Below are 25,237 nucleotides of genomic sequence, written 5' to 3' on the forward strand. Positions count from 1 at the left end.
GCACCTCGCATTTCAGGCCTGCCTTCAGGCGGGCCTGATGTTGTGGTTGTGGTGGAACACGTTCTGCGGGTCGTAGGTCCGCTTGATCTCGCGCAGCCGCCGGTGGTTCTCCGGGGTGTAGGCGGTCGCGGTCCGCGACGTGTCGTGCAGGAAGTTCAGGAACGAGCCGCCGGTGGAGTGCGCGGCCAGCGGCGCGGCGTCCGCGGTGGAGCCGTCGATGGTGATCGAGAACGGGACGTCGCGGTGGCCGACGGGGCCGGAGTCCGGGGCGGGACGGGCCATGGCGCCGCCCCAGTGCCTGACCTCGATCCCGGCCGCGTCGCTGCGCGCGATGGCGGTGATCAGTGCGTCGGGCAGGTCGGCGAACAGGTGGAAGTGGTGGGGCGGGGTGCCGCCGAGCGACTCGGTCTCGGCGTAGGGCATCGTCCGGAAGTCGTGCTGCAGCGGCGGCCCACCGGCGTTCCAGAGCGACCGCAGGGCCCGCGCGCCCTCATCGGCGTCGCCCGCGTGGACGCCGCGGACGATGACGACCCGTCCGTGTTCGGCATGGTTCGTCACGGCGACGGTGACGCTCAGCGCGTCGGGACGGGTTTCGGCCTCGTCCCGGAAACGGGTGAGCACCTCACCGGCCCGGGAGGCGGGGTAGACGGCGGTGCCCGCGAACACCGTGGACACCGGGTGGAGCCGGAACTCCAGTGAGGTGACGACGCCGAAGTTGCCACCGCCGCCGCGCAGCGCCCAGAACAGGTCGGCGTTCTCGTGGGCGTCGGCGGTCACGGTCCGGCCTTCGGCGGTGACGACCGTCGCGCGCAGCAGGTGGTCGGCGGCGAACCCGTAGCGCCGCGCGAGCCAGCCGACGCCGCCGCCGAGGGTGTAGCCGGTGACGCCGACGGACGCGTGCGAGCCCGACAGCGGTGAGAGCCCGAGCGGCGCGGCGGCGGCGAGGACGTCGCTCCAGCGGGCACCGGGGCCGACGCGGGCGGTGCCGCGGGACGGGTCGACCAGCACACGCGCCATACGGGACGTCTTGAGCAGCACTCCTTCGTCCGGCGGGACGAGGGTTCCGTGCCCGGTGGCCTGGACGGTGAGGGGCACCCCACGGTCGCGGGCGGTGAGGATCGCGGCGCGGACGTCCGCCGTGCCGGTGGCCTCGATGACGTGGAGGTCGCGGGTTCGGGACGCGGTCGAGGTGTTCATGGTCGTCCTTCCGGAGGTTTTTTCTCCACTTGTTCGCACCGTAACACTAGCCGGAGGGTTTGTCTCCACTTGTGTCCGTAGACTCTTTCCGGCCGCCCCGACGGGCGTCGGAGTGTTGTGCGTCTGATCACACATTATGGTCATAAATCTTGATAGTCAATGATCGTGACTAAAGTTAATTGGAGGGTATGCCTCCGGATGCTTGCTACGCTGATCCCATGGGGCAGCAGCCGAAAGGCGCCGAGCGCCCGCTCCGCGCGGACGCCCGCGACAATCGCAACCGGATCATCGCCGCCGCCGCGGAGGTGTTCGTCGAACAGGGCCCGGGCGCGCCGCTGGAGGAGATCTCCCGGCGCGCCGGCACCGGCATCGCGACCCTGTACCGGCGGTTTCCCGACCGTAAGGCGCTGGCCAGGGCCGTCGCCCTGGACGCGCTTCAGCGCACGGCGGCGGAGGCCCGGCGGGCCCGGGACGAGGAGCCGACCGCGTTCGCCGCGCTGGTCCGTTACGCGCACCGTGTCCTGGACATCCGGATCGGCGCGGTGTTCCCCGTCCTGCTGAACGAGATCCCGTTCGACGACGCGGAGATCTCGGCCGTCCGGGAGGACGGCGTCGCCGTCATGAAGGGCCTTGTCGCGACGGCCCAGGAGGACGGCGACCTCCGCCCGGACGTGACGCACGCCGACATCGGGATGCTGCTCGTGCGGCTGTCCCGTCCACTCCCCGGACCGATGCCGCGCCAACTCACCGAGGAACTCGCGCACCGGCATCTCGACCTGCTGATCGACGGGCTACGCGCGTCCGCCGAACGGACCGGAACGCTCGGCGGCCCCGCCCTCACCTTCGGTGATCTGGAGGCCCTGGGAGACCGGTCCGACGCCGACTCGTGACGGCGCCCGGCGGCCGCACACGCGCCGTCGGCCCGCGCCGATGTGACTGGACGTCTCGAATGGGCACAGGGATGCCATGAACGTCACAGGAATCATCAGCGCGATCGTCATCGGAGCGATCATCGGGGCGCTGGGGCGGTTGATCCTCCCCGGACGCCAGCCCATCGGCATCATCCTCACCGTGGTCGTCGGAATCGTGGCGGCGATCGCCGGAACGGCGATCGCGCAGTCGGTCGGCGTGGACACGACCAAGGGAATCGACTGGATCGAGTTGGTGTTCCAGGTCGGCCTGGCGATGCTGGGCGTCGCCCTGGTCGCGGGGCTGAAGGCGCGCCGCAAACACCGTCGCGTGCCTCGCTGACCACCGGCGGCGCGCGGCGCGCGGCCCGTCGTCCGTCCGGAGACCGGAACGGGAGCCTCGACGGGAATCGCCGCTCGCTGTCCCGGACCGTGCCCAAATGTGCCGAGTGCCCCGGGCGCGCGGCGGTGTGCGTGGCAGAATGACGACCCGTCGTGGAGCGTGGTAAACGCCCGGGAGGGAGGTGCGGCGGCGTGTCCGAAGCCGGTCGGCGCCGTTCGACGCCCGCCCGACCGGCCCTGTCCCCGCACGGGCACCCGCAGCGACCTTCGGGTTCGTCTTCGGGTTCGTCGTCGGGTTCGTCTTCGCGCCCGTCCTGGCGTCGACGCGGTGTCCGGAAGGTCGCGACACTGGCGGCGCTGACGCTCGGCGCCGCGGTCGCCGCGCCGGGGGCGGTGGCGTCCGGCGCACCCGTCCAGGCGGCGACCGTCCAAACGGCGACCGTCCAAGCGGCGACCGACCAGATCCGCGCCCGCGAATGGCACCTGGACGTCCTGCGCGCACCGAGGGCGTGGCGCTACTCCAAGGGACGCGGCGTCACCGTCGCCGTCCTCGACACCGGCGTCGACCAGCATCATCCCGACCTCACCGGACAGGTCGTCAACGGGCCCGACCTCACCGGCGGCACCCGGCGGCCCGGCTCCCGCTACTGGGGCCTGCACGGCACCTCGATGGCGAGCATCATCGCCGGTCACGGCCACGGGCCGGGGCAGTCGCAGGGCATGATGGGCGTCGCGCCGCAGAGCCGCGTCCTGTCCGTCCGCGTCACGCTGGAGAACGACGACCCGCTGCGCCGCGACGGCGGACAGCAGGCGGGCGCCGGCGACCGCGACGCCGTCGCGCAGGGCATCCGGTACGCCGTCGACCATGGCGCCGAGATCATCAACATGTCGCTCGGCGGCGGTCGCCAGGCCTACAACGGCACCGCGTCGCAGGAGCGGGCGATCGAGTACGCGCTCAGCCGCGGCGTTGTCCTGATCGCGTCGGCGGGCAACGACGGGTCCGGGACCAACCGCAAGAACTTTCCCGCCGCCTACCCGGGGGTGATCGCCGTCGGCGCGCTCGACCGCGGGCTGCGCCTCTGGAAGGACAGCAACCGGCGGTCCCGCGCGGTGATCTGCGCGCCCGGCGTGGACATCGTCAGCGCCGACGCCAGCGGCGCCTACATCGTCGGGACCGGCACCAGCGCCTCGTCCGCGATGGTCGCCGGGGTCGCCGCGCTCGTCCGGTCCCGGTACCCGACGCTGACCCCGACCGAGGTGCGGCAGGCCCTGATCAAGGGGTCGCCGCCGCGCCGCGGGCAACCGACCGGCTCCACGACCTGCCGGGGACCGGTCGACGCCGTCCGGACGCTCGTCGCCGCCCACGCGATCAGCAAGACCTCCGGCGGGCCGCTGGAGACACCGACCCCGCCCGCGGCCCCACGACCCGCCGCGGAGGCGGAGGAGCGCGAGGGCGTGGGCCTGCTGATCCCGATCGCCGCCATCGGCGCCGGGCTTCTGATCTTCGTCGTGCTGGCGCTCGTCCGGCTCCGGCGACGGCGGCGCCCGGACGAGGACCCCGGCACCGACCTCGTCCCCTACTACGGCCTCCCGGCCGCGCCGCCCGTGCGACGCGCGCCCGAGACCGTCACGCCGCCCGAGATCGCACCGCCGCCCGAGATCGCACCGCCGAGGAGCGCGCCGTCGGAGAACGCGCCTGCGGGTGGCACGCCCGCGGACGGCGCGCCTGCGGGTGGCGCGCCGGCCGGTGTGCCGCTCTGGCAGAGCCCCGAGGCGTATCCGCGTCCCCCGATGCCGGACATGCCGCCGGTCGACCCCAAGGACGGTTCCTGGAACGTCCCTCCCCAGGGCGCCGGCACACCGCCCCGGGCCGAAGGGCCTCCTGCGTTGCCCCCTGCGTTGCCGCCGGGACGACCGCCGCTCGGGTCGAACGAGCTTCGTCCGTTCATCCCCGGCGAGTACGTCGCGAACCACGGAAACGGCGGACACGTGCCCAAGGGCTACGTCCCCAACGGTCGCCGGTTCGGACCGGGCCGCAACGGCGACCACCGGAACGGGAACGGGTCCAACGGCACTCACCTCAACGGCTTCGGATTCCACCGCAACGGTTCGGCCCGAAACGACGACGGCGCCTCCGGAACGGCCGACGGCAGCCTCAGCGCGCCCCTCCCGGCTGTTCCCCCGGACCCGCCCGAACCGCAGGACGACAAGCCGCCGCACGGGCCCGTCCCGCCCCCGGAAGAGGACGACGACGACCGCCGCCCGCCGTCCCGCTGGTGAACGGCGCCCCGGCGCGGTACTCCGCCGGGCGTAGCGCGGGAGTCTCCGACCGGACGATGCAGGCCCTCGAACCCGCCATCGAGCATCGAACTCATCCGAACAACACAGGAAGGGTCGATGAACCATGTTGACGACATTGGTGGCAGAGGCGACGGCGCTGCATCCGGGGCCCTGGGAGGACGGCGGGGACGCCCCCGCCTTCTGGCCCGTGTTCCCGATCACGTTCGCCCTGTTCTGGCTGGCCGTGCTGGGGGCGGCGTTCTACCTGATCCGCCGCCGGACGAACAGCGGCGGCGCGGCGGCGGCCGATCCGATGGCCAAGGCTCAGGAACTGCTCGCCGAACGGTTCGCCCGCGGCGAGATCGACGAGGACGAGTACCTCATGCGCAGTTCGGCACTCCGCAACGGAGGCTGAGCCGGGCCGACCTAGTCGGCGGCGCCCGCCTCCTTGAAGATCTCGTCGACGCCGTCGGCGTACCTCGGCGCATGGGCCGCCGCGTCCGCGAAACGGGTGAGCAGCCGGGCGAAGTCGGCCCGCTCGTCCGCCGACCAATCGGTCATGAGCGCGTCGAGGTACGCCCGGCGGAACCGGTCGGCGACCTGCTTGACGCGCCGTCCGGCGTCGGTCAGCCCGAGGTTGGCGCGGCGCGCGTCCACGGGGGAGGGGCGCCGGGACAGCAACCCGGCGTCGATGGCGTGCCCGACCAGGCGGCTCGCCGTCGACGGGTCGATCTCCAGCCGTTCCGCGACGGCGCCGACGGTGATCTCGTCGTGCGGGCGGTCCGCGGCGTCGGCGGTGAGGGCGGCGACGGCGTTCACCACCATCAGGTTGGAGATCTGCAGCGGCCGCTCGCCGGTGGCGCCGGGCGTCTGCGCCCGGATCCGCTTCATGAGCTCGGGCTTGGCCCAGACGTGACGCAGATGGAACAGCGCCGTCCCGATGTCCGCGAGGACGGGGTCGGCGAGGCGTTCGTCACGCGTCGGCGGCATGTCCCGGCCGCCGTGCCGTCCCGCGCCGGAGGTCTTCGTCGGCATGCGAGGTCTCCGTTTCGTGCCTGTCATGTCGGACGCCGGACGCTGCGGACCCCCACCCTAACGCATGTAGTCTGCACACGTTCGGTGACCGGTGGGACCGGAACTCACCAGCGGTCCGCCTGGGACACACGGCGCTGAAGATCCCCAGGTGAACGGGGATGTGATGCACTGAACCGGCGGCCATCGTTCCCCGCGAACAGCCGGTACTTGTCGGCGCGGACGCGTAACATGACACCCGCCCGAACCCGGACGACCCGGGATCAGTAACCACAGAGGGGACCTGATGCGAGCGGCGAACGCCCCCGGTGACCCCCGCGGTGACGTCCCTCCCCAGGACGGAAGCATGGACGATGCCCCCGAACCACCCGTGACCGAAGAGGAGGGCGGACCCGACGACGCCGCCTTCCCCGCAGACCAGCTCTCCGACCGTGACCGCCGCATCCTCGCCTTCGAGCGGCAGTGGTGGAAGTACGCCGGAGCCAAGGAACAGGCCATCCGCGAGATGTTCGACATGTCGGCGACGCGGTACTACCAGCTCCTCAACATCCTCATCGACCGACCCGAGGCGCTGGAGTGCGACCCCATGCTCGTCAAGCGCCTTCGCCGGATGCGGACACAGCGGCAGCGCAACCGCGCCGCGCGGCGACTCGGCATCCGGCCCTGACCGGCCGTCCCCGACCTCCCGCCGTGGCCGTCGACCTCGCGGGTTCGGCTGGCGGCACGCCGAACGGAGAGGGTTCACTGGTCACGTGACGATTCCCCGCTCCCTGACGGCCGCCGGAACCGACGGCCTCGACGCGATACGCAAGACTCCGGCCGGGGCCGTCCTCGGCCTCGACTTCGACGGCACCCTCGCGCCGATCGTCGACGATCCGGCCTCGGCCCGGGCACACCCGGGCGCCGCGCCCGCGCTCGCCCGGCTCGCCCCGCGGGTGGGCGCCGTGGTGATCGTCACCGGGCGTCCCGCCGCCGTCGCCGTCGAGTACGGCGGGTTCGAGGACGTCGACGGGCTCGTCGTCCTCGGACAGTACGGGCTCGAACGCTGGGAGTCGGGCGTACTGTCCGAGCCCGAGCCGCCGCCCGGCGTCGCCGAGGCCCGCGCCAAGCTGCCCGGCATCCTGGCGGCCGCCAAGGCCCCGCCGGAGACCTTCGTCGAGGACAAGGGCCAGGCGCTCGCCGTGCACACCCGCCGCTGCGCCGAACCGGAGGTCGCGCTCGAACGGCTGCGCAGCATCCTCGCCGCGCTCGCCGAACGCACCGGGTTGGCGCTGGAGCCGGGACGGTTCGTCCTCGAACTGCGCCCGCCGGGCATGGACAAGGGGATGGCGCTGCGCACGTTCGTCGCCGAGCGCGGGGAGCGTCCGTCCGGTGTCCTGTTCGCCGGGGACGACCTCGGCGACCTGGCCGCCTTCGACGCCGTCGAGTCGCTGCGCGCCGACGGCGTGCCCGGAGTGCTGGTCTGTAGCGGATCCGCCGAGGTCACGGCACTGGCCGACCGCGCGGACCTGGTCGTGGACGGCCCGTCCGGCATCGTCGACCTACTGGAAAAACTCGCCGACTCCCTCTAAAACCCCGAGACGCCCAGGCCCCGCCCACCAACCCAAAGCCAACGCGATGTGGCGACCCAAAGCGGACGCATGTGGCGACAGGGACCCGCTGCGGTGTGCCGACCGAAGCCGACACGGTGTGCCGACACGGAGCGGACGCGGTGTGCTGACCCGAAAGCGGACGCGGTGTGCCGACCCGAAGCCGACACGAAAGCGGACGCGGTGTGCCGACACGGAGCGGACATGGTGTTACGACAGGGATCTGATGCGGTGTGCGGATGCGGGGTGGTGTGGTTACAGGGTGGTGACACGGGAACGCCGCGGCCCTTGCGGGGCGCGGCGTTCGCGGTCGGGGCGGTTCATTCGGCTTCGGGGTCGTCGGCGAGGATGCCGTAGAGGCGGCGGCGGGCGTCGTTGACGACCTCCAGCGCGCGGGCCCGCTGCGTCTCGCTGCCGACCGCCATGACCTGCTGGAGGGCGACCACCAGCCGGCCGATCGCCTCGCGTTCGCGCACGACGTTCTCGCCCGCGGCCTCGGTGACCTCGTCCCAGGGCGCGGTGGTCTGCGCCGACGCCTCCTCCCGGCCCGTGTCGGTGAGGGAGAACAGCCGCTTTCCGCCGTCCTCCTCGCTGCTGACCAGGCCTTCGTCCTCCAGCATCTGGAGGGTCGGGTAGACCGAGCCGGGGCTCGGCCGCCAGACGCCGCCGGTGCGGCCGTCCAACTCCTGGATCATCTCGTAGCCGTGCATGGCGCGCTCGGCGAGTAGGGCGAGCAGTGCCGCGCGGACATTCCCGCGCCGGGTCCGCCGCCCGCGTCCGCCGCGACCACCGCGTCCGCGATGGCTCGACCCGGGACCGAAGTGGGAACCGCCCGGACCACCCGCCCCCCACTGACCGAACGGATCCCCGCGACGCCCGCGGTCCTGCGGGCCACGGAAGCCGCCGTACCTTCTCCTCGCGTGCTCGTACATGTTCACTCCTCAAGCTAATGATCGATTGCGATGTATTAACGATATATCGGCAACAGGTCGCGATGCAACCCTGAAGAGGGCAGCATGAGGAGAGCGCACGGCGGCGCGGAATGAACGGGCACGGACCGGCGCGAGCTCGCGCGTCAGCCGAGGGGGCGGAGGGAAGGCGTCAGGGGCCGGTGACCTTCAGGCTGTCGAGGATGTCCTTCGTGGCGCCCCGGTCGTCGGTCTCCTTGACGCGGATCCACAGCCCGAACCTGCCGGACTTGTCGCGCAGACCGACCTCGGTGACGGACGGCGTGCCGACCTTGCAGGCGGTGAAGCGCGTGATCGTCCCGGTGAGGGCCTTGTCCGGGGTGGTGTAGTTCTCCGGCTCGTCCTTCGTGCACTGCGAGTGGGAGGCCGCGCTCGGCGGCGGCAACTGGCCGGGACGCAGGTCCGTGGTCACGCCGATGAAGACACCCGGGCCCTTGCCGTTGCCGAGGAACGCCGCCTTGTCGGGCGTCGCGCGCAGGACGGGACGCGGCTGGGCGTCGTTGAGGTTGACCGTGGACGGCGTCCAGGTCGACTCCTGCGTCGCCTTCGGCCAGGCCTTCGGCACCGCCGCCTTGATCTTGCCCGCGTCGTCGGAGACCGCGACGAAGTCCTTCGGAATCGCGGGCGTCTTCTTCTCGCCCTTCTCGCCCCCGTCGTCGCCGGAGAACAGGACGCCGAGGATCAGGCCGCCGACCAGCGCGACGGCCAGAACGACGACGGTGATGATCAGCGGTGTGGCGAACTTTCCGGTGGTGCCGCCGCCGAGCTTGCCCAGCAGGCCGCGCACGCCGCCGGACCCCTGGCCCGGCCTCTGGCCCTGGCCCTGGATCGGTCCGGGCGGGGCCTGGAAGCCGGTCGGTGGCGGCGGGACCTGCGCGCCACCATAGGCCTGCGGACCGCCCGGGGCCTGGGGACCGCCGGGAGCCTGCGGACCGCCGGGGCCCATCGGCGGTACCGGCGCGTCCTGGGGGGCGCCGTTCTGCGGTGGTCGTGTCGGGAACACGGCGGTCTTGCCGTCGCCGTCGCCGTCGCCGTCGCCGTCGACCGGTCCACCGGGCTGCTGTGGCGGCGTCGGGTACGGGTGCCGCATCGCCGCGGCCCGGCCGTTGTCGTGGTCGGGCGCGGTCGGTGGCTCGCCCTGCCCGAACCGTGTGGCCCGGCCGTTCGGGTCGTCCACGATCGTCTGGTCGTGGTCCGCCGCCGGTGCCGGTGGCCCGGCCGGTCCCGCCGGCGCGGCCGGGACGCGCATCTCGGACGTGCGGACGTCGTCGTCCCCGGGCTGGTCGAGCCGTGTTCGCATCTCCCGCGGACCGGCCTGCCCCGCCGGAACCCCCTGCTGCCCGGGAGCGCCCTGCCCGGGGGCGGGCGGCTGGAAGCGGGTGCCGTCGCGGTAGAAGTCCTGGACGGTGGCGTCCGCGTCGATGCGCGGGGCCGGCGACGGCGGAATATGGGTCGGGCGCAGCGTGGACAGCGCCTCCGCGAACGCCTCGGCGGTCGGCCACCGCTTCTCCCGCTCGACCTCCAGGGCCCGCAGGATCACCTGGTCGACCTCCGGGGGGACGCCCTCGCGCCGCTCGCTCGGCGGCGACTTGACCGGCGCCGGGCCGGGCGGCCGTCCGGCGACCATGTGGTACGTCAGCGCGCCGAGCCCGTACACGTCGGCGCGGACGTCCAGGCCGCCGCCGAACCTCGCCTGCTCCGGCGACATGTACCCGGGCGTCCCGACAGGCAGAGTGAACGCCCCCGACGCGTGCGCGAGCGCCTTCGCCAGGCCCAGGTCGGCGATCAGCAGCTTCTCTCCGCCGTCGGGCGTCGACTGGAACAGCACGTTGGACGGCTTGAGGTCGCGGTGGATCACGCCCAGCGTGTTGATCACCTCGACCCCGTGGGCGATCTCCTCCGCGAGCGCGATGGCCTCGTTGACCGGAAGTGGCCGCTCACGCATCCGGTCGCCGAGCGTGCCGCGGTCCGCGTACGACATCACGAAGTAGGGACGGCGGTCCGGAAGCTCACCGATGTCGTGCACCCGGACCAGCCGCTCGGAGTCGGCGCGGCGCAGGATCCGGGCCTCCTCCAGGAAACGGTTGCGCACATCGAGATCGTCGATCAGGCTTCCGGACAGGACCTTTATGGCCACCTGGGAATCCAGGGCGTCGTCGTGCCCCAGCCATACAGAGGCGAACGCCCCCGAACCCAGGACGCGTTCGATCCGGTATCGGCCTACTGATGGTGGGAAAGACACTCCCGTATCATCCCAACAACGGGGTGAGTGTGCGAACAAGCATTGAGGCGGCATGGCATTCGACGAGAGGACCGAGGAGCTGGCGGTCAAGGCCGCCCAGGGCGATCAGGGCGCCCTCAACGAGCTTCTCCGCAAGATCGAGCCTGACGTGCTGCGGCACAGCTCCCGGTTCCTGCCCTGCCGACAGGACGCGGAAGAGGCCTGCCAGGACGCGTTGTTGCAGGTCGCGCGGAACATTCACCGGTTCGAGGGCCGGTCGAGGTTCAGTACGTGGCTGCACGTCGTCGTCGCCAATTCCGCCCGGTCCACCTACCGGTCGCTGAAACGGCGGTCGGTGGAGCAGGCGGGCGAGCTTCCGCAGCAGCGCCCCGACCCGCGCCGCACCAGCGTCATCGCCGGCTCGCGCGTCGACATCCTGGACGCCATGGAAGACCTCGAGGCCCGCAAGCCGGACCTCATCCAGGCCCTCGTCCTGCGGGACGTGTCCCAGCTGGAGTATGCGGAGATCGCCGAGCAGCTCGGATTGCCGCTCGGCACGGTGAAGTCCCGCATCCACGAGGCGCGCAAGCAGGTCAGGCAGACGCTCGGCGACTCCTACACCTGACGCCTGACCTCGCCAAACGTCGGTCATCTGCCGGTAACGGTGCGTTCATGGACCCGGTGTGGAACCGGGTCCGTGAGCCACCATGCCGTGCATGTCATCCTGCCCGGACCCCCGCCAAGACCGTCCGATCTTCATCATCGGGTGCCCGCGTTCGGGGACGACGCTGTTGCAGCTGATGCTGCACTCGCATCCCCGGATCGCCGTCCCCGCGGAGACGAAGTTCGTCCTGCCCGCCTATACGGCGAGGTGTGATTTCGGTGACCTCGGGGTCAGGGAGAACAGGCGTGCGCTCGCCGACTGGATCACACGCGACCGGTCGACCAAGTTCCACGCGCTCGGCCTGGACGCCGCCGAGGTCGCCGACGAGATCGTCGCCGGACCGCCGACACTGGGCTCGGCGATCGCCACCGTGTTCCGCGCGTACGCGCGCCGGTCCGGCAAGCCCCGCTGGGGCGACAAGCGGCCGAGCTACCTCCGGTACGTCGGCCCGCTGCTGCGCATGTTCCCGGAGGCGCAGTTCGTCCACCTCATCCGGGACGGCCGCGACTGCGTCGCCTCGCTGCTGGAGATGCCCTGGTACGACCAGGACATCAACCACGCCGTGTCCGTGTGGCGGGAGGCCATCGACCGCGGCCGCAGGCTCACCGAACGACTCGGCCCCGACACCTACTACGAGATGCAGTACGAGCGTCTCGTCGCCGACCCGACCGACGAGCTGACCCGGCTCTGCGGATTCCTCGGCGAGGAGTTCGACCCGGCGATGACCCACCCGGACGGTCTCGCCAAGCAGACCGTCTCGTCCGGGAAGCAATGGCACGGCCGGACGAAGGACACCGTCACCACCTCCCACGTCGGTTCATGGGCGCAACGACTCGCGCCCTGGGAGATCAGCCTGGCGGAGGCCGCGTTCGGAGAGCGGCTCGCCGAGTACGGCTACGAGCCGAGCGGCCTACCAAAGCCGCCCGCGTCCCAGCTCGCCCGCTTCGCCAAGGTCAGCGCCCACCGCCGCATGGCGCAGAGCAAGGCCGCACTACGCGACCGCTGGAAACAGCGCTACGAGCCGAACCCGGTCGCCTGCGTCCCGACCCACGAAACCACCGCAACCCCGGCCCCCTGACCCCAACCCGGCACCCCTGCCGTCCGGGTACCCCGCCGGTTTGGACGCCCTCCCAGCCGGGACGCTCTGCCGCCCGGCGCCTACCGTCCGAACGTCCCGTTGTCCGGGCGCCCCGCCGTCCGGGCGCGCCGCCGGTTGGGCGTCCTTCCAACGGGACGCTCTGTCGCCCGAGCGCTTTGTCGTTCGGGTGCTTTGTGGCGCGAGCGCACCGTCGGGGCCTTGTCGTTCGGATGCGTTGGTGTCCAGGGCGCTCGATTGTCCGAGCGCCCTGTTGTCCGGGCGCCCCTACGTTCGGGCGTCCTGTTGACCGGGGCTCTGTCGATTGGACCTGCGGTGTGAGCGCCGTCGTTCGGGCGCTCTGTCGTGAAAGCGCCTACGGTCGGGGCCTTGTCGTTCGGATGCGTTGGTGTCCAGGGCGCTCGATTGTCCGAGCGCCCTGTTGTCCGGGCGCCTGTCGTTCTGGCGTCCGCCTGTCGTTCTGGTGTCCCTGTTGTTCAGGGCGGCGGGGTTAGTCGAGGGCGGTTAGTTGGTTGGCGAACCAGGTTTGGGGTGGGAGTGCGGTTGCGGCGGCGGCGAGGCGGGCGCAGCGGTCGGAGCGTTCGTGGCGTGGCATCAGGAGGGCCCGATGGAGTGTCTCCGCGGTCTGCGACACGTCGTAGGGGTTGATGGTCAGCGCGTCCTCGGAGAGTTCCGCCGCGGCGCCCGCCTCCCTGGACAGGACCAGCGCGCATCCGCGCTCCGACAGGACGGGTCCTTCCTTCGCGACCAGGTTCATCCCGTCCCTGATCGGGTTGACGAGCAGGACGTCGGCGAGACCGAGGGCGGCCAAAGAACGGGGATGGTCGTCGTTCACCTGGAGGATCAGCGGATCCCAGTCCGCGGTGCCGAAATCGTCGGTGATCTGCTCGGCCGTGCGCTGGACGGCCGCCGTGTACTCCCGATACTCGGGCAGGTCGTACCGGGACGGGTACGCGAACGCCAGGTGCACCACCCGTCCACGCCATTCGGGATGGTTGACGAGCAACTCGCGGTAGGCGTCGAGCCCTCGCACGATGTTCTTCGAGAGTTCCGTCCGGTCGATCCGGACGATGAGTTGACGGTCGCGCACCTGTTCGCGCAGTGCGCGTGCCCGTTCGACGACGTCCGGTTCGGTGGCGCGTCGACGCAACGCCGTTCCGTCGACGCCGAGCCCGTGCACGCCCACACGTGTGACGTGCCCGGAGCAGGTGACGGTGCGGGCCGTGCGGTCGACACGCGCGCCCGGCAGTAGTTCGCAGCAGTCGAGGAACGCGGACGCCCAACGCTCGGTGAGGAACCCCGCGTGGTCGGCGCCGAGGATGCCGAGAAGGATCTGCGTGCCGATGTCGTCCGGTAGCAGCCGGTAGTACTCGGGCGGTGCCCACGGCGTGTGCGAGAAGTGCACGATCTTCAGGTCGGGACGCCGGTCGCGCAGCATCCGCGGTGCCAGCGACAGGTGATAGTCCTGGATCGCGGTCTTCGCGCCCGGTGCGGCGTCGCGGGCCAGGGCGTCGGCGAACGCCGCGTTGTACGCCTCGTAGGACTGCCAGTCGCGGCGGGAGCGGGCGTCGAAATGGGGGCTGCGCGGGGTGTCGTACAGGAGATGGTGGACGAACCACAGCGTCGAGTTGGCCACGGCGTTGTACGCGCGGTGGAACGTCCCGGCCGGAATGTCGAGCATCCGCACCGCGGCACCGCCGGTGTCGTAGCCGGCGAGGTCGAGGCGTCCGTCGGGTGATCGCCGGGCGGCCGTCCGGTCGGCGTCGCCCAGGCTCGCGCACACCCACAGCACGTCCGGAGCGTCCGCCTCCGTCCCGGCGGGCTCCGGCGGACCGGGGGCGCCCATGACGGCGGCGAGGCCCGACACCAGTCCGCCGGCGCCGCGCCGCATGGTGAGCGACCCGTCGTCCGCCAGTGAGAACGAGACCGGTCCGCGGTTCGACGCCACCAGCACTTGGCTCATAACCGCAGGGTCTCAGTTGCCGTCGGCGCGCTCAAAGGGACCCGCTGTGGTCCTCGCCACCTCGCGATTAGCGGGTAAAGCGGAGGGTATCCGGCGGCAATGAGCAGGACCGAGACGAGAAAGACCGTGCTCGTCGCCGGTGCCGCCAACCTCGTCCTCGCGATCGCGAAGCTGATCGCCGGGCTCGCGGCCGGGTCCAGTGCGATGCTCGCGGAGAGCGCGCACTCCGTGGCGGACACCCTCAACCAGAGTTTTCTCCTCGCCTCCCTGCGGCGCAGCGAACGTCCCCCCGACCGGCGCCACCCGTTCGGATACGGCAACGAGACCTACGTCTGGTCGCTGCTCGCCGCGTTCGGGATCTTCGTCGCCGGGGCCGGGTTCTCGATCTTCGAGGGCGTGCTGACCATGACCGGCCACGGCGGCTCCGGAACGGATGTGCGGCTCGCCTACGCCGTGCTCGTGCTCGCCGCCGTCCTGGAGGGGGCGTCCTGGCTCCGCGCGTACCACCAGGCGCGCAAGGAGACCCGCGAGAACGGGCGCGACATCCTCGAACACGTGCGCCGGTCGCCGGACGTGACGTTCAAGACGGCGCTGTTCGAGGACGGCACGGCCATGATCGGCCTCGCGTTCGCCGCCGCCGGGCTGACCCTCCGTGAGATCACCGGCTCCGACTTCTGGGACGGTCTGGCGTCCGTCCTCATCGGCCTGCTGCTCATCGTCCTGGCGTTCTGGATCGGACGCGAGAGCGTGAGCCTGCTCATCGGGCAGGCCGCCGACCCGGCCGCGCAACGGCGGATCCGCGCGGAGATCGTCGGCGCGCCCGGGGTGACCGGCGTGGACGAGCTGCTCACCATGCACTTCGGCCCGGAGCAGATCCTCGTCGCCGCCAAGGTCTATTTCTCCGACGACCTCAGCGCCGACCAGGCCGAGGACGTCGCCGAGGCGATCGACCGCCGGCTCCGGGAGCGGCTGCCGACCGTCCGGCACGTGTTCCTGGACCCCACCCAGCGCCCTACACGGGGTGGCCCGCGTGATCAAGAGCGCGCCGGGTAACGTTCACATGGGTGGACCCGCCCTGTCTGACATCCGGTCAGATCAGGTAAAGTCACCCATACGCGTTGAAAGCGCCGACAACTGAATATTGCTCATCCAGAGGGGTGGAGGGACCGGCCCGACGAAGCCCCGGCAACCACTCGGCTGACGCGCACTCGCGATCCTGCGAGGCCGGCCGGGAGATGGTGCCAACTCCGGCCTGCGACCAGGGTGGCGCAGGAAAGATGGGGAGAAAGGCCTCGCCCGTATGGCACTCACGCCTGCCACCGACCTAGGAAACGCCACCGCTCTCGTCTGCCGCGAATGCGGTTCGTCCCGCGACCTCGGGCCCTACTACGCCTGCGAGGAGTGTTTCGGCCCCCTGGAGATCGCCTACGACTTCGGGGGAGTCACCCGCGCGGACATCGAGGCGGGACCGCACAACATCTGGCGTTACCGGGCGCTGCTGCCCGTCCCGTCGAACGTCGCCGACACACCCAACACCGAGCCCGGCCTGACCGCGCTCGTCCGCGCCGACAACCTCGCGGAGAGCCTCGGCCTGCGGAACCTGTGGGTGAAGGACGACAGCGGCAACCCGACCCACTCGTTCAAGGACCGCGTCGTCGCGGTCGCGCTCGCCGCCGCCCGCGAACTCGGCTTCAAGGTGCTGGCGTGCCCGTCCACCGGCAACCTCGCCAACGCCGTCGCCGCCGCCGCGGCCCGCGCCGGGATCCGCAGCGCCGTGTTCGTCCCGTCCAACCTCGAAGCCCAGAAGATCATCACGACGGCCGTGTACGGCGGGACGTTCGTGACCGTCGACGGCAACTACGACGACGTGAACCGGCTCGCGTCCGAGATCGCCGGGGAGCAGGACGACTGGGCGTTCGTCAACGTCAACGTCCGGCCCTACTACGCCGAGGGCTCCAAGACCCTCGGCTATGAGATCGCCGAACAGCTCGGCTGGCGGCTGCCCGACCAGATCGTCGTTCCGGTCGCGTCCGGCTCCCAGCTCACCAAGATCGACAAGGCCTTCCAGGAACTGATCAAGCTGGGCCTCGTCGCGGACAGGCCGTACCGCGTCTTCGGCGCCCAGGCCACCGGCTGCGCCCCGGTCGCCACCGCGTTCAAGGACGGGCACGACGTCATCCGCCCGGTGAAGCCCGACACGATCGCCAAGTCGCTCGCGATCGGCAACCCGGCCGACGGCCCCTACGTCCTGGACGTCGCCCGCCGCACGGGCGGCGCCGTCGAGGACGTCACCGACGCCGAGGTGGTCGAGGGCATCCGCCTCCTCGCCCGCACCGAGGGGATCTTCGGCGAGACCGCGGGCGGCGTCACCGTCGCCACCCTCCGCAAGCTCATCGCGTCCGGGACGCTCGACCCGTCCGCCGAAACGGTGATCATCAACTCGGGGGACGGGCTGAAGACCCTGGACGCCGTCGCACCCGCCGTCGCACCGTCCGCGAACATCGCCCCGTCCCTGGAGGCTTTCCGCGCCGCGGGCCTCGCCTGAGAACAAAGGAGCAGCATGAGCAGCGTTTCCGTGCGCATTCCGACGATCCTGCGGACCTACACCGGCGGCGAATCGGAGGTGAAGGCCGAGGGCGACACCCTCCGCGCCGTCGTCGCCGACCTGGAGGCCAGCTACTCCGGCATCTCCGCCCGCATCCTGGACGACTCGGGCAAGATCCGCCGCTTCGTCAACGTCTATGTCGGTGACGAGGACGTCCGCTTCGCCGAGGGACTGGACACACCGACCCCCGCGGGCGCCCAGATCTCCATCATCCCCGCCGTGGCGGGAGGCTGAGAGGCCCCAGGCCCCGGCGCAGAGATGCGCCGGGGCCGATCCCACCATGCCCCGGACCGACGCCTTGATCAGCATCTCTCGATGAAAGCCTGAAAACCCGGCACGGGATTTCTACGATCATCCGGTGATGAAAGGTCTCCTCTGGCGTTGGACGGCCGTCCTCCCGCCCACTCTCACCGGCATGAGCATCGCGGGACTATGGGGCATGTCGGCCCTGGAAGAACGGGCCGACCGCACTCGCTTATCCGCGTGCCTGCACAATCCGTCCGCAGCCCATTGGAGTCACGGCTACGACGCCTGGCTCCCCCTGACGGTACTCACAAGCGCCCTTCTGGGCGCCCTCCTCGCAGCGACGGTCATCCTCGCCAACGCCCCCGCCCCCCGCTGGCTCCGCTCGTCCTGCTACCCGACCATGGCGATCGCCCTCATCGCCGTCTTCCCGGCCGCCATGGCGGCCAACGACCATTACGAACTGCCCGGCGCCGACGTCCGCAGCCTGCTCACCCCACCCTGCCCGAGCGCCCTCCCCGGCCGTTAGCCGGGCCGCCCCGCCGCAGTGCCAACACAATAAAACCCGTGATCACCTACAAGGTTGTGGAGTTCAACGAGATCGTTGACCAGGGCGCCCATGGGATCGATATCGCATGGATAGCGGCACTGGACCAGAACACGTTCCCCATGCTGAGGCACCTGCTGCCTTACGCCGACACCATGTTCAACAGCTCCCAGGTGCACTCCCTGTCGGCTGAGTTGGAGCTTCTGCCGGCGACCAGCCCTCTCGTACCCGACGTCCGAGACCACCTCAAGCGCCTGTGTGACCTCACGGGCAAGGGCGCCCACCGCCAACTCTGGTTCTACGGAGACTGACTCCCCAACCGCACAATCGCCTGCGAAACCGGCCTCGAAGACGTCCTTGCGCAGGCGAGAACGGTCTCGGGCCGGTAGATGAACCGTCCCCACGACAATGCGCGTCGCCCGCACTCGGCACGGCACAACCGAACCGTCCGTTCCGCCCTGGTTCCACCGCGCCGACCGTGAAAGGCTGTGACCAACCAATCGGACAGCGCGATGATCGAGGGGCGAATGTGACCTACCAACTCTTTTTCTTCTGCAAGGGAACGGAAGAAGATTCCGGTGCGTCAGCCATGGACCGTGTTCTTGACGCCCTTTCGAAGAACGGTCCGCCGCTACTCGCGGAATACTTAGGACCCCCAACTCCCCAATCGGACTTCTGGGTGGGCCCCGAGATCGAGGCCATCCAGGGCTTCAGGCTGGTCACAGGCAACGAGCGGGAGAAACCGACCACTGACTATCTCTCCCTTGAGATGCACGTCGGTGAAAGGTTCATCGCCGGGGACGTCATCGCGGCTGACCCGAACGACGACCACAATGTGCGGGGCAGCGACCTTATGGCGATCGTCACGTTGAATGGTGACCGTCCAGATTGGCCGTTGGTAGACCGAATATGGACGGTACTGGAAAATCTCTAGGCAGCGGTGCCGTGGGACGCAACATCGGGCTTCGCGATCGCCGCTGAAATTCGAAGGTCACTTGGCCGCGACACTCCACCCTGACCTTCGCGCCTACTGTCGTCCCATACCCCTGGCCGTCTAAGTGCCTTGACCAGCGGCGTAGCCGCTGTTTTCGCCCACCTTCCTCCTCCGGCTCCGACGAGAGTTGCACGCAGCGGCGGACGGGTTCTGTGAAGGGCGGCGCAGTCATCACAAATGACACCCGTACCTCAATGCATCGGGTGGGCGGAGTTCCGCACCTACCGGCTCGACTGGCCTGGGTAGTGGTGCAGTCCGGGTCTGCGAATCATCGGTGAATGCTCGAAAGTCGCGTTACGGGGTCCCTTTTTCCCGGATAGGGTCTTCCGTACGCTTATGGGTTCACCGGGAGGAGTTGGCGGGGTTGGCGGCGGCGTGGCCGGCTAGCGCTGAGGTCAACGACCTCGATAACGCCGTGCACGGCGTCTTGCACTTGCTGCTCGGCTAACCCCATGATCAGCGACAACGCTGGCACGAGTACATCGCGGTCTCGTGGCGAGAAGTCGCAGGAGTGCCGGCTCGCCGGCGAGGTGAATTGGAGTTGGACGACTCGGCCGAGGGCTTCTTCGATCGACTCCGCTGACTGACGAGCGACCATTCTGCGGATGGAGCGAGCCGGTCCCCGGCGCTTGCGCCGCACGCTCCGGGGGGCCGTGGTGTGGGTGTGGTCGGGGCCGACGCGTGGGTCGGCGCCGGGGTTGGAGCCGTTGTGTCCGGTGACCGGAACGTCGTGGCGGCTGATCGGGTGGTGCGGGTGTTGGGCCTTCGTGGGTGCAGATGGTGGACGCGCGGTGCCGTCTGCCGGTGGTGAGCCAGATCGAGCGGGAGTTCTCGGGGCCTGGTAGGGACAGGCCACACATGCGTGGTGGGCGTTGGTGCGGGTGCGTCAGGTTCTGCGGTTGGTGGAGGCGTTCAGTCCGGAGGAGTCATGGGAGGCGATCATGGGGCGCGGGGATCGTGTTGGCCGAGGTGACGCTCATGCAGGGGCCGAGACCTGAGTGCCCGGTTGCACGGTCCTCGGGATCGACTAACGGGGCTTTGGTGCTGGTGGGGGCGGGTTTGGGGCGGTAGGGAAGCCTTCCCCGTGGGGATGCGCGTCGCTTGCACTCGGCGGGGTAGAGTGCTAAACAAACGGTTGGCACTCTACTGTGGAGAGTGACAACTTCACAGTCTGGGTCGGGGCGATGAGGCCTCAGTTCGGCGACGGAATGGCAGTCGTCGGCCGGGGCCGTCCGTCGCGGGCGTCGGCTCGATCCATCTAAGCCACCTTGTTCCGGGAGGACTGGAGCCTATGGCTGCAAAGATGATCGCGTTCGACGAGGATGCCCGCCGCGGTCTTGAGCGCGGCATGAACCAGCTCGCCGACGCCGTCAAGGTGACCCTTGGTCCCAAGGGCCGCAATGTCGTGCTGGAGAAGAAGTGGGGCGCTCCCACGATCACCAACGACGGTGTGTCGATCGCCAAGGAGATCGAGCTCGAGGACGCGTGGGAGAAGATCGGCGCGGAGCTCGTCAAGGAAGTGGCCAAGAAGACCGACGACGTCGCGGGTGACGGCACCACCACCGCCACCGTGCTGGCCCAGGCGCTGGTGCGCGAGGGTCTGCGCAACGTGGCGGCCGGTGCGAACCCGATGTCGCTGAAGCGGGGCATCGAGTCCGCGGTCGAGCGGGTCAGCGAGGAACTGTCCAAGCTGGCCAAGGACGTGGAGACCAAGGAGCAGATCGCCTCCACGGCGTCGATCTCCGCCGGCGACCCGCAGATCGGCGAGATGATCGCCGAGGCGATGGACAAGGTCGGTAAGGAAGGCGTCATCACGGTCGAGGAGAGCCAGACCTTCGGTCTGGAACTCGAACTGACCGAGGGGATGCGCTTCGACAAGGGCTACATCTCGCACTACTTCGTGACCGACCCCGAGCGGATGGAGGCGGTTCTCGAAGACCCGTACATCCTGATCGTTCAGGGCAAGGTGTCGGCCAACAAGGACCTGCTGCCCGTCCTCGAGGGCGTCATGCAGTCCGGCAAGCCGCTGCTGATCATCGCGGAGGACGTCGAGGGCGAGGCCCTGGCCACGCTGGTCGTCAACAAGATCCGCGGCATCTTCAAGTCCGTGGCCGTCAAGGCCCCGGGCTTCGGTGACCGCCGCAAGGCCATGCTGGGCGACATCGCCACGCTGACCGGCGGCCAGGTCATCAGCGAGGACGTCGGCCTCAAGCTGGAGAACACCACGGTCGACATGCTCGGCCGCGCGCGCAAGATCGTCATCGCCAAGGACGAGACCACGATCGTGGACGGCGCCGGTGACGCCAACGAGATCGCGGGCCGGGTCAACCAGATCCGTACCGAGATCGACAACACCGACTCCGACTACGACCGCGAGAAGCTCCAGGAGCGCCTGGCCAAGCTCGCGGGCGGTGTCGCGGTGATCAAGGCCGGTGCCGCGACCGAGGTGGAGCTCAAGGAGCGCAAGCACCGCATCGAGGACGCCGTCCGCAACGCCAAGGCCGCGGTCGAGGAGGGCATCGTCCCCGGTGGTGGCGTGGCGTTGCTGCAGGCGGGCGCCAAGGCGTTCGACAAGCTGGAGCTCGCGGGCGACGAGGCCACCGGCGCGAACATCGTCAAGCGCGCTCTGGAGGAGCCGCTGAAGCAGATCGCCGTCAACGCCGGCCTCGAGGGCGGCGTCGTGGTGGAGCGCGTTCGCAACCTCACCCCGGGTGAGGGCCTGAACGCCGCGACCGGCGACTACGTCAACATGTTCGACTCGGGGATCATCGACCCCGCCAAGGTGACCCGGTCCGCGCTGCAGAACGCCTCGTCGATCGCCGCGCTGTTCCTGACCACCGAGGCGGTCATCGCCGAGAAGCCCGAGAAGAACGCCGCTCCGGCGGGCGGCGGCATGCCCGACGCCGGCGGCATGGACTTCTGACCCACAGGTCAGGTCGCGCCGGACAAGGCTGTACAAATCCGAAGGGACGGTCCCCAGGGGCCGTCCCTTCGCCTTTCGGCGACGATCCAGGTCGGCGGCCGAACCGGCGGTGCCGCCCACGCGTCGAACACAATGATCGCGAACGTTCGGTCGGCACGGCCCGCGCACCGCACGGAGGACATGTGAGCGACCTGTTCAACTCTCCCGTACTCGTCGTCGAGCAGCCGCGCCGCGTCCCGTCCGCCAAGTCCCGGTACAAGGTGTTCGACGGCGCCGGAACGCTGCTGGCCAACGCCGAGGAACGTGCGGTGTCGCTCCGCCGTCAGGCATGGCGGGCGGTGTTCATGGACGGTGACGACCATCGGACCGTCCAGGTGGAGGACACCCGAGGTACCCCGATCCTGATCATCGAACGGCCGAAGAAGATCAAAGCGACCTGGATCAGCACACCGGACGGCGCCCTTCACGGCTCGATCCGCCTCGACCGCTACAACTGGCGGTACGCCCTCCTCGACGCGACGGAACGGCCCGTCGGCAGACTCGACGGCAACAGGCGCACCAACAAGTTCAAGGTGTTCGACAACGGCGGCGCGCATGTCGCGCAGGTGGACAAGAAATGGAACGGCGCGGCCACCGCACTCCTGACCACCGCCGACAAGTACGCGGTGACGTTCCACCACGCGCTGCCACACCCGTTGCGCATGCTGGTCGTCGCGGCGCCCATCGGGCTCGACCTCATGCTCTATGAAGGCAAGGACCTGCTCGACAACCTGGGCATCTGACGGTTCCGCACGGCCATGTAGCGGGCGCATCGGTCACATCTCGGTTTCCGGGACGTGACATCTGGCGTCGCTTGCGCACGTCAGCCGGGTAGCCGGTGCCGGCGGCAGGTTGCGGGCACCGGAAAGTTCTTCCGCTGAGAGGCCGGACTTGGCAGGATCACGACGTGGCGGCGCACCGTACCGAACGGCGCGGGCCGCTCGCACCGGGATGTCGGCGAGTTCCATGGGGTGGAGGCCACTGGGATTGCGGGCGTGGGTGAGGTCATGGGTGAGGTCACTTGGCAGTTCGAGGTCGCGGGCCATGGCGAGGGCGCCGTCGAGGGCGCCGTCGAGGGCGCAGTCGAGGGTGAGGACGTGGTTCAGCTCTCGGTCGCGCGCGAGGTCGTGGGGGAGGTCGAGTTCGTGGGTGACGGTGTGCGCGACATCGCGGACGAGATCGCGGGCGAGGACGAGGGCAATACGAATCGAGTGGCGTGCATGTGGCCGAACGAGGCGGGAGAACACGTGACCGCTGCCCCAACCGGAGCAAGGGTGTACCTGGACGGTCCGGCTCATGTCACCTCCGCAAGTCGACACCGGGTGCCCTTCGGGGAAGGGCCGCGCGGTGGTGTGGAGATCGTGATCTTGCCGGGTCGGTGGGTCCAGCAGCGCGAACAGACCTCGGCAGTGCGAGCACAGTGCGGACGAAACGGGTCGTTAGTCGATGACGGCCTATGGTCGCGCTTGGCGGGCCAGCTGGTGTTCTGCCTTCGCCTGGAGCCGCGCGAGATTGCGGTGCCGGGTCGTTTCGGGAACGAGCGGCCTTCCGAGGACGATGTCCAGCGGCAAAGAGGACATCGCGTTCGGAGGTGCAGGCTTTCCGGTCCGCTTTGGTGTCCGGGTTCGTATGCTGCGCGCACGCTCGGAGGTACGGTGCGGCGTCGCCACCGGGTCGGAACCGGGCGAGGCCCGACCTCCGTATGCCGTCCCCATGATCGCAGACATCACAGGGTGGCCGAAGTGCGTTGTACGGAAGTGTCCGGAGTGTCGGCGGACGTCGTTGCCGGGCCGTTCCGGCCGCGCCGGGTCGCGCCTGACCGAGTGCGGATTCCTTCCCAGCCTGAGGGCTGGGGCGTCCCCCGGAGGTTCAGATGAACGAAGTCTTCGGCTCCTCGCTGCTCAGGGTTGAACAGCCTCGTCGGGGCCCGCTCGCGAAATCGCGGTACAAGGTCCTCGACGGTGACGGAGTCCTCCTCGCCCTGGCGGCGCCCACCGAAGGTGATACACGCGCCGGGATGCGAGGCGTGGTGCCCGGGAAGTCGAATCTCGACGCGCGCGCCGTCCTGCTGACCACACCCGACGGGGATCCCCTGCTGATCGTGGACAAGCAGCAGGGCCGGGACTACACGGAGATCCTCAGCCCGGAGGAAGAAACCGTCGGCTCCTTCGTCACCGAACGCATCGGACGGCGCTATGTCGTCTACGACGGGGACGGCACCCTGGTAGGCGCGGTCGCCGTGGACGTTCCGCGGAACAACTTCGAGGTGTCCGACACCGGTGGGACGAAGGTCGCGCACGTTCGCAAGAAGTGGGCCGGCCTCGCCACCCACCTGTTGACGACGGCGGACAAGTACTCCGTGGAGATCTACGACCCTGTTCCGGAACCGCTACGGACCATGTGCGTCATGACGGCGATCGTCATGGACATGAACCTGCACGAAAGCAAGGAGATCACCTGACCGGGCCCGGACCTCGCATGTGGGACTTCCCGGTCGTGGTACCGCGAGGTACGTTCCGTTCGTGGAGGCCATGCCCGGGCGCTCGGACAGCTGGTGGATCTCACCGGCCGTTCCCACGATCGCGAATTCCGTGCTGGCTGTCCTGTGGCTCTTCTCCGCGGTCGGCGGCTGGGGCGACGCCGCCTTCTGCGGCGAGGACGAACAACGCGACCAGAGATGCAGCGCGGCTTTCGACGACGCCGTACGCGTCTCCGCACCGCTGGCCGTTCTCGCAACGGTCCTTGTCGTGACCGCCTGGTCGATGCCGGGAGTGCGACGCAGACCCGACCGGCTGGACACGCTCCTCGCCGTGGCCGCCGTCACATGGGTGCTGGCCGAAGGCGTTCTGTTCATCGGGGGATACCTGGCCGAGTCGTAGCCGCTCATCGCCGTTGCCAAAAAGAAACAATCAGCGTTTTGACCGCTCCTACAAGTAGGACAAGGCGGGCGAAGTAGGACAAAACCCAAGGTAGGGCGAGTGCGGACTCTCGACCAGGGCGCCGTCCCTGACCGATCGGACGCCGCCATGACACGCGAGCCGGTTTGACGTCCGCACGTCGGGGGCATACTGTTCACTTCGCCCCACAGGGAAGCGGACGCCGGAAGGCGGCCGATCCGAGGGGAACCCACCAACGACAAGCGACTCGGCTTCGCCGTGTGCGCGCTGTCATGGTGGGGTGGAAAGGCCCGATTTTGACAATCGAGCCGGACCTGATGAAATAGCACCACCATCCGGCCGACATCGCGAAAGCGATGGAGATCGGGTGTCGGGAAAGGTCGAAATTGACAATTCGATCGGAACCGGTAAAGTAAGAGCAGTCGCCCCGAAGCGGGAAACGCGAAAGCGAATCCAGTCGGTGGGTGTCCGTTTCTTGAGAACTCAACAGCGTGTTAAAAGCCAGTGCCTTTATCGGCTCGACCGGTTTTCTGGTCGGGTCGCCCCGTGGCCATCCTTTCGGGGTGGTCGGGGATTTCTTTGAGGCAGTGCGACCCATCCGTTGGGTGGGTTGTTTTGCTGGGATTGTTTCCATGGTTTGGCTGCATCGGAGTTCGCCCTTTGGTGTGGTCGTTTGGCCTTAATGGAGAGTTTGATCCTGGCTCAGGACGAACGCTGGCGGCGTGCTTA

At 69.6% G+C, this 25,237-nt stretch carries 24 protein-coding genes and 1 riboswitch; of the genes, 18 read left to right on the forward strand and 6 right to left on the reverse strand.

Features of this window, described 5'->3' with window-relative positions:
- Positions 1–24 precede the first annotated feature (24 nt).
- Positions 25–1,197, reverse strand: coding sequence for an FAD-binding oxidoreductase (locus BZB76_RS28180; protein ID WP_170180783.1), 1,173 nt, complete (start codon positions 1,195–1,197; stop codon positions 25–27).
- A 218-nt stretch (positions 1,198–1,415) separates the two neighbouring features.
- Here BZB76_RS28180 and BZB76_RS28185 point away from each other — a divergent pair, with 218 nt between their 5' ends.
- The 4 genes from BZB76_RS28185 (at position 1,416) to BZB76_RS28200 (ending at position 5,142) form a co-directional block, all read left to right on the forward strand.
- Positions 1,416–2,087 (forward strand): TetR/AcrR family transcriptional regulator, encoded by a 672-nt coding sequence (locus tag BZB76_RS28185; protein WP_170180784.1) that lies wholly within the window; start codon positions 1,416–1,418, stop codon positions 2,085–2,087.
- A 76-nt stretch (positions 2,088–2,163) separates the two neighbouring features.
- A complete protein-coding gene (locus tag BZB76_RS28190) occupies positions 2,164–2,448 on the forward strand; it encodes a GlsB/YeaQ/YmgE family stress response membrane protein (RefSeq protein WP_121437416.1) in 285 nt (94 codons plus the stop codon).
- Positions 2,449–2,639: 191 nt separating this feature from the next.
- The gene (locus tag BZB76_RS28195; RefSeq protein ID WP_121437417.1) at positions 2,640–4,727 is read left to right on the forward strand and encodes a S8 family peptidase; all 2,088 of its coding nucleotides are present in this window, start codon (positions 2,640–2,642) and stop codon (positions 4,725–4,727) included.
- Between the two features lie 124 nt (positions 4,728–4,851).
- A complete protein-coding gene (locus BZB76_RS28200; RefSeq protein ID WP_211343222.1) occupies positions 4,852–5,142 on the forward strand; it encodes an SHOCT domain-containing protein in 291 nt (96 codons plus the stop codon).
- Positions 5,143–5,153: 11 nt separating this feature from the next.
- Here the strand turns inward: BZB76_RS28200 and BZB76_RS28205 are convergent, their stop codons facing one another.
- Positions 5,154–5,762, reverse strand: a complete 609-nt coding sequence (locus BZB76_RS28205; RefSeq protein WP_246007256.1) for a MarR family winged helix-turn-helix transcriptional regulator — start codon at positions 5,760–5,762, stop codon at positions 5,154–5,156.
- Positions 5,763–6,105: 343 nt separating this feature from the next.
- Here BZB76_RS28205 and BZB76_RS28210 point away from each other — a divergent pair, with 343 nt between their 5' ends.
- The gene (locus BZB76_RS28210; protein ID WP_246007257.1) at positions 6,106–6,426 is read left to right on the forward strand and encodes a DUF3263 domain-containing protein; all 321 of its coding nucleotides are present in this window, start codon (positions 6,106–6,108) and stop codon (positions 6,424–6,426) included.
- 85 nt (positions 6,427–6,511) lie between these two features.
- Positions 6,512–7,330, forward strand: a complete 819-nt coding sequence (otsB, locus tag BZB76_RS28215) for a trehalose-phosphatase (RefSeq protein WP_246007258.1) — start codon at positions 6,512–6,514, stop codon at positions 7,328–7,330.
- Positions 7,331–7,668: 338 nt separating this feature from the next.
- On the opposite strand, the gene BZB76_RS28220 is transcribed toward otsB, so the two are convergent.
- Both BZB76_RS28220 and BZB76_RS28225 read right to left on the reverse strand, forming a co-directional pair.
- Positions 7,669–8,280, reverse strand: coding sequence for a PadR family transcriptional regulator (locus BZB76_RS28220; protein WP_121437419.1), 612 nt, complete (start codon positions 8,278–8,280; stop codon positions 7,669–7,671).
- A 169-nt stretch (positions 8,281–8,449) separates the two neighbouring features.
- Complete coding sequence (locus tag BZB76_RS28225; protein WP_246007259.1) at positions 8,450–10,612, reverse strand: serine/threonine-protein kinase; 2,163 nt, start codon at positions 10,610–10,612, stop codon at positions 8,450–8,452.
- Between BZB76_RS28225 and BZB76_RS28230 the strand changes: the two genes are divergently transcribed.
- Both BZB76_RS28230 and BZB76_RS28235 read left to right on the forward strand, forming a co-directional pair.
- On the forward strand, positions 10,611–11,162 hold the full coding sequence (locus tag BZB76_RS28230; RefSeq protein WP_117405237.1) for an RNA polymerase sigma factor: 552 nt from the start codon (positions 10,611–10,613) through the stop codon (positions 11,160–11,162). The two genes, BZB76_RS28225 and BZB76_RS28230, sit on opposite strands and share 2 nt — an antisense overlap.
- A gap of 91 nt (positions 11,163–11,253) precedes the next feature.
- Positions 11,254–12,279 (forward strand): sulfotransferase family protein, encoded by a 1,026-nt coding sequence (locus tag BZB76_RS28235; RefSeq protein WP_246007260.1) that lies wholly within the window; start codon positions 11,254–11,256, stop codon positions 12,277–12,279.
- 508 nt (positions 12,280–12,787) lie between these two features.
- Here the strand turns inward: BZB76_RS28235 and BZB76_RS28240 are convergent.
- On the reverse strand, positions 12,788–14,260 hold the full coding sequence (locus BZB76_RS28240) for an alpha,alpha-trehalose-phosphate synthase (UDP-forming) (protein ID WP_121437422.1): 1,473 nt from the start codon (positions 14,258–14,260) through the stop codon (positions 12,788–12,790).
- Positions 14,261–14,359: 99 nt separating this feature from the next.
- Between BZB76_RS28240 and BZB76_RS28245 the strand changes: the two genes are divergently transcribed.
- The 8 genes from BZB76_RS28245 to BZB76_RS28280 all read left to right on the forward strand — a co-directional run bounded on the left by BZB76_RS28245 (position 14,360) and on the right by BZB76_RS28280 (position 22,354).
- Positions 14,360–15,313 carry a cation diffusion facilitator family transporter gene (locus tag BZB76_RS28245; RefSeq protein WP_121437423.1) on the forward strand — a complete coding sequence of 318 codons (954 nt, stop codon included), beginning with the start codon at positions 14,360–14,362 and terminating at the stop codon, positions 15,311–15,313.
- 89 nt (positions 15,314–15,402) lie between these two features.
- Positions 15,403–15,544: riboswitch (SAM riboswitch) on the forward strand.
- 16 nt (positions 15,545–15,560) lie between these two features.
- Positions 15,561–16,805 carry a threonine synthase gene (gene thrC, locus BZB76_RS28250; RefSeq protein WP_121437424.1) on the forward strand — a complete coding sequence of 415 codons (1,245 nt, stop codon included), beginning with the start codon at positions 15,561–15,563 and terminating at the stop codon, positions 16,803–16,805.
- 15 nt (positions 16,806–16,820) lie between these two features.
- Entirely contained in the window at positions 16,821–17,099 is a 279-nt protein-coding gene (locus tag BZB76_RS28255) for a MoaD/ThiS family protein (RefSeq protein ID WP_121437425.1), read from the forward strand.
- 127 nt (positions 17,100–17,226) lie between these two features.
- Positions 17,227–17,637 (forward strand): hypothetical protein, encoded by a 411-nt coding sequence (locus BZB76_RS28260; protein ID WP_147449581.1) that lies wholly within the window; start codon positions 17,227–17,229, stop codon positions 17,635–17,637.
- 38 nt (positions 17,638–17,675) lie between these two features.
- Complete coding sequence (locus tag BZB76_RS28265; protein ID WP_121437427.1) at positions 17,676–17,966, forward strand: hypothetical protein; 291 nt, start codon at positions 17,676–17,678, stop codon at positions 17,964–17,966.
- Positions 17,967–18,184: 218 nt separating this feature from the next.
- A complete protein-coding gene (locus tag BZB76_RS34350; RefSeq protein ID WP_147449582.1) occupies positions 18,185–18,589 on the forward strand; it encodes a hypothetical protein in 405 nt (134 codons plus the stop codon).
- Between the two features lie 1,351 nt (positions 18,590–19,940).
- Complete coding sequence (gene groL, locus BZB76_RS28275) at positions 19,941–21,572, forward strand: chaperonin GroEL (protein ID WP_117405244.1); 1,632 nt, start codon at positions 19,941–19,943, stop codon at positions 21,570–21,572.
- 182 nt (positions 21,573–21,754) lie between these two features.
- Positions 21,755–22,354, forward strand: coding sequence for an LURP-one-related family protein (locus BZB76_RS28280; protein ID WP_170180785.1), 600 nt, complete (start codon positions 21,755–21,757; stop codon positions 22,352–22,354).
- A 33-nt stretch (positions 22,355–22,387) separates the two neighbouring features.
- Here the strand turns inward: BZB76_RS28280 and BZB76_RS34985 are convergent, their stop codons facing one another.
- Positions 22,388–22,909: a hypothetical protein gene (locus BZB76_RS34985; protein WP_170180786.1), complete on the reverse strand. Its 522-nt coding sequence runs from the start codon at positions 22,907–22,909 to the stop codon at positions 22,388–22,390.
- 575 nt (positions 22,910–23,484) lie between these two features.
- On the opposite strand from BZB76_RS34985, the gene BZB76_RS28290 reads away from it, so the two are divergent.
- Positions 23,485–24,072, forward strand: a complete 588-nt coding sequence (locus BZB76_RS28290) for a phospholipid scramblase-related protein (RefSeq protein WP_121437430.1) — start codon at positions 23,485–23,487, stop codon at positions 24,070–24,072.
- A gap of 130 nt (positions 24,073–24,202) precedes the next feature.
- Positions 24,203–24,490 (forward strand): hypothetical protein, encoded by a 288-nt coding sequence (locus BZB76_RS28295; protein ID WP_147449583.1) that lies wholly within the window; start codon positions 24,203–24,205, stop codon positions 24,488–24,490.
- Positions 24,491–25,237: the final 747 nt, after the last annotated feature.

This window comes from Actinomadura pelletieri DSM 43383 (assembly GCF_003634705.1).
GTDB lineage: Bacteria > Actinomycetota > Actinomycetes > Streptosporangiales > Streptosporangiaceae > Spirillospora > Spirillospora pelletieri.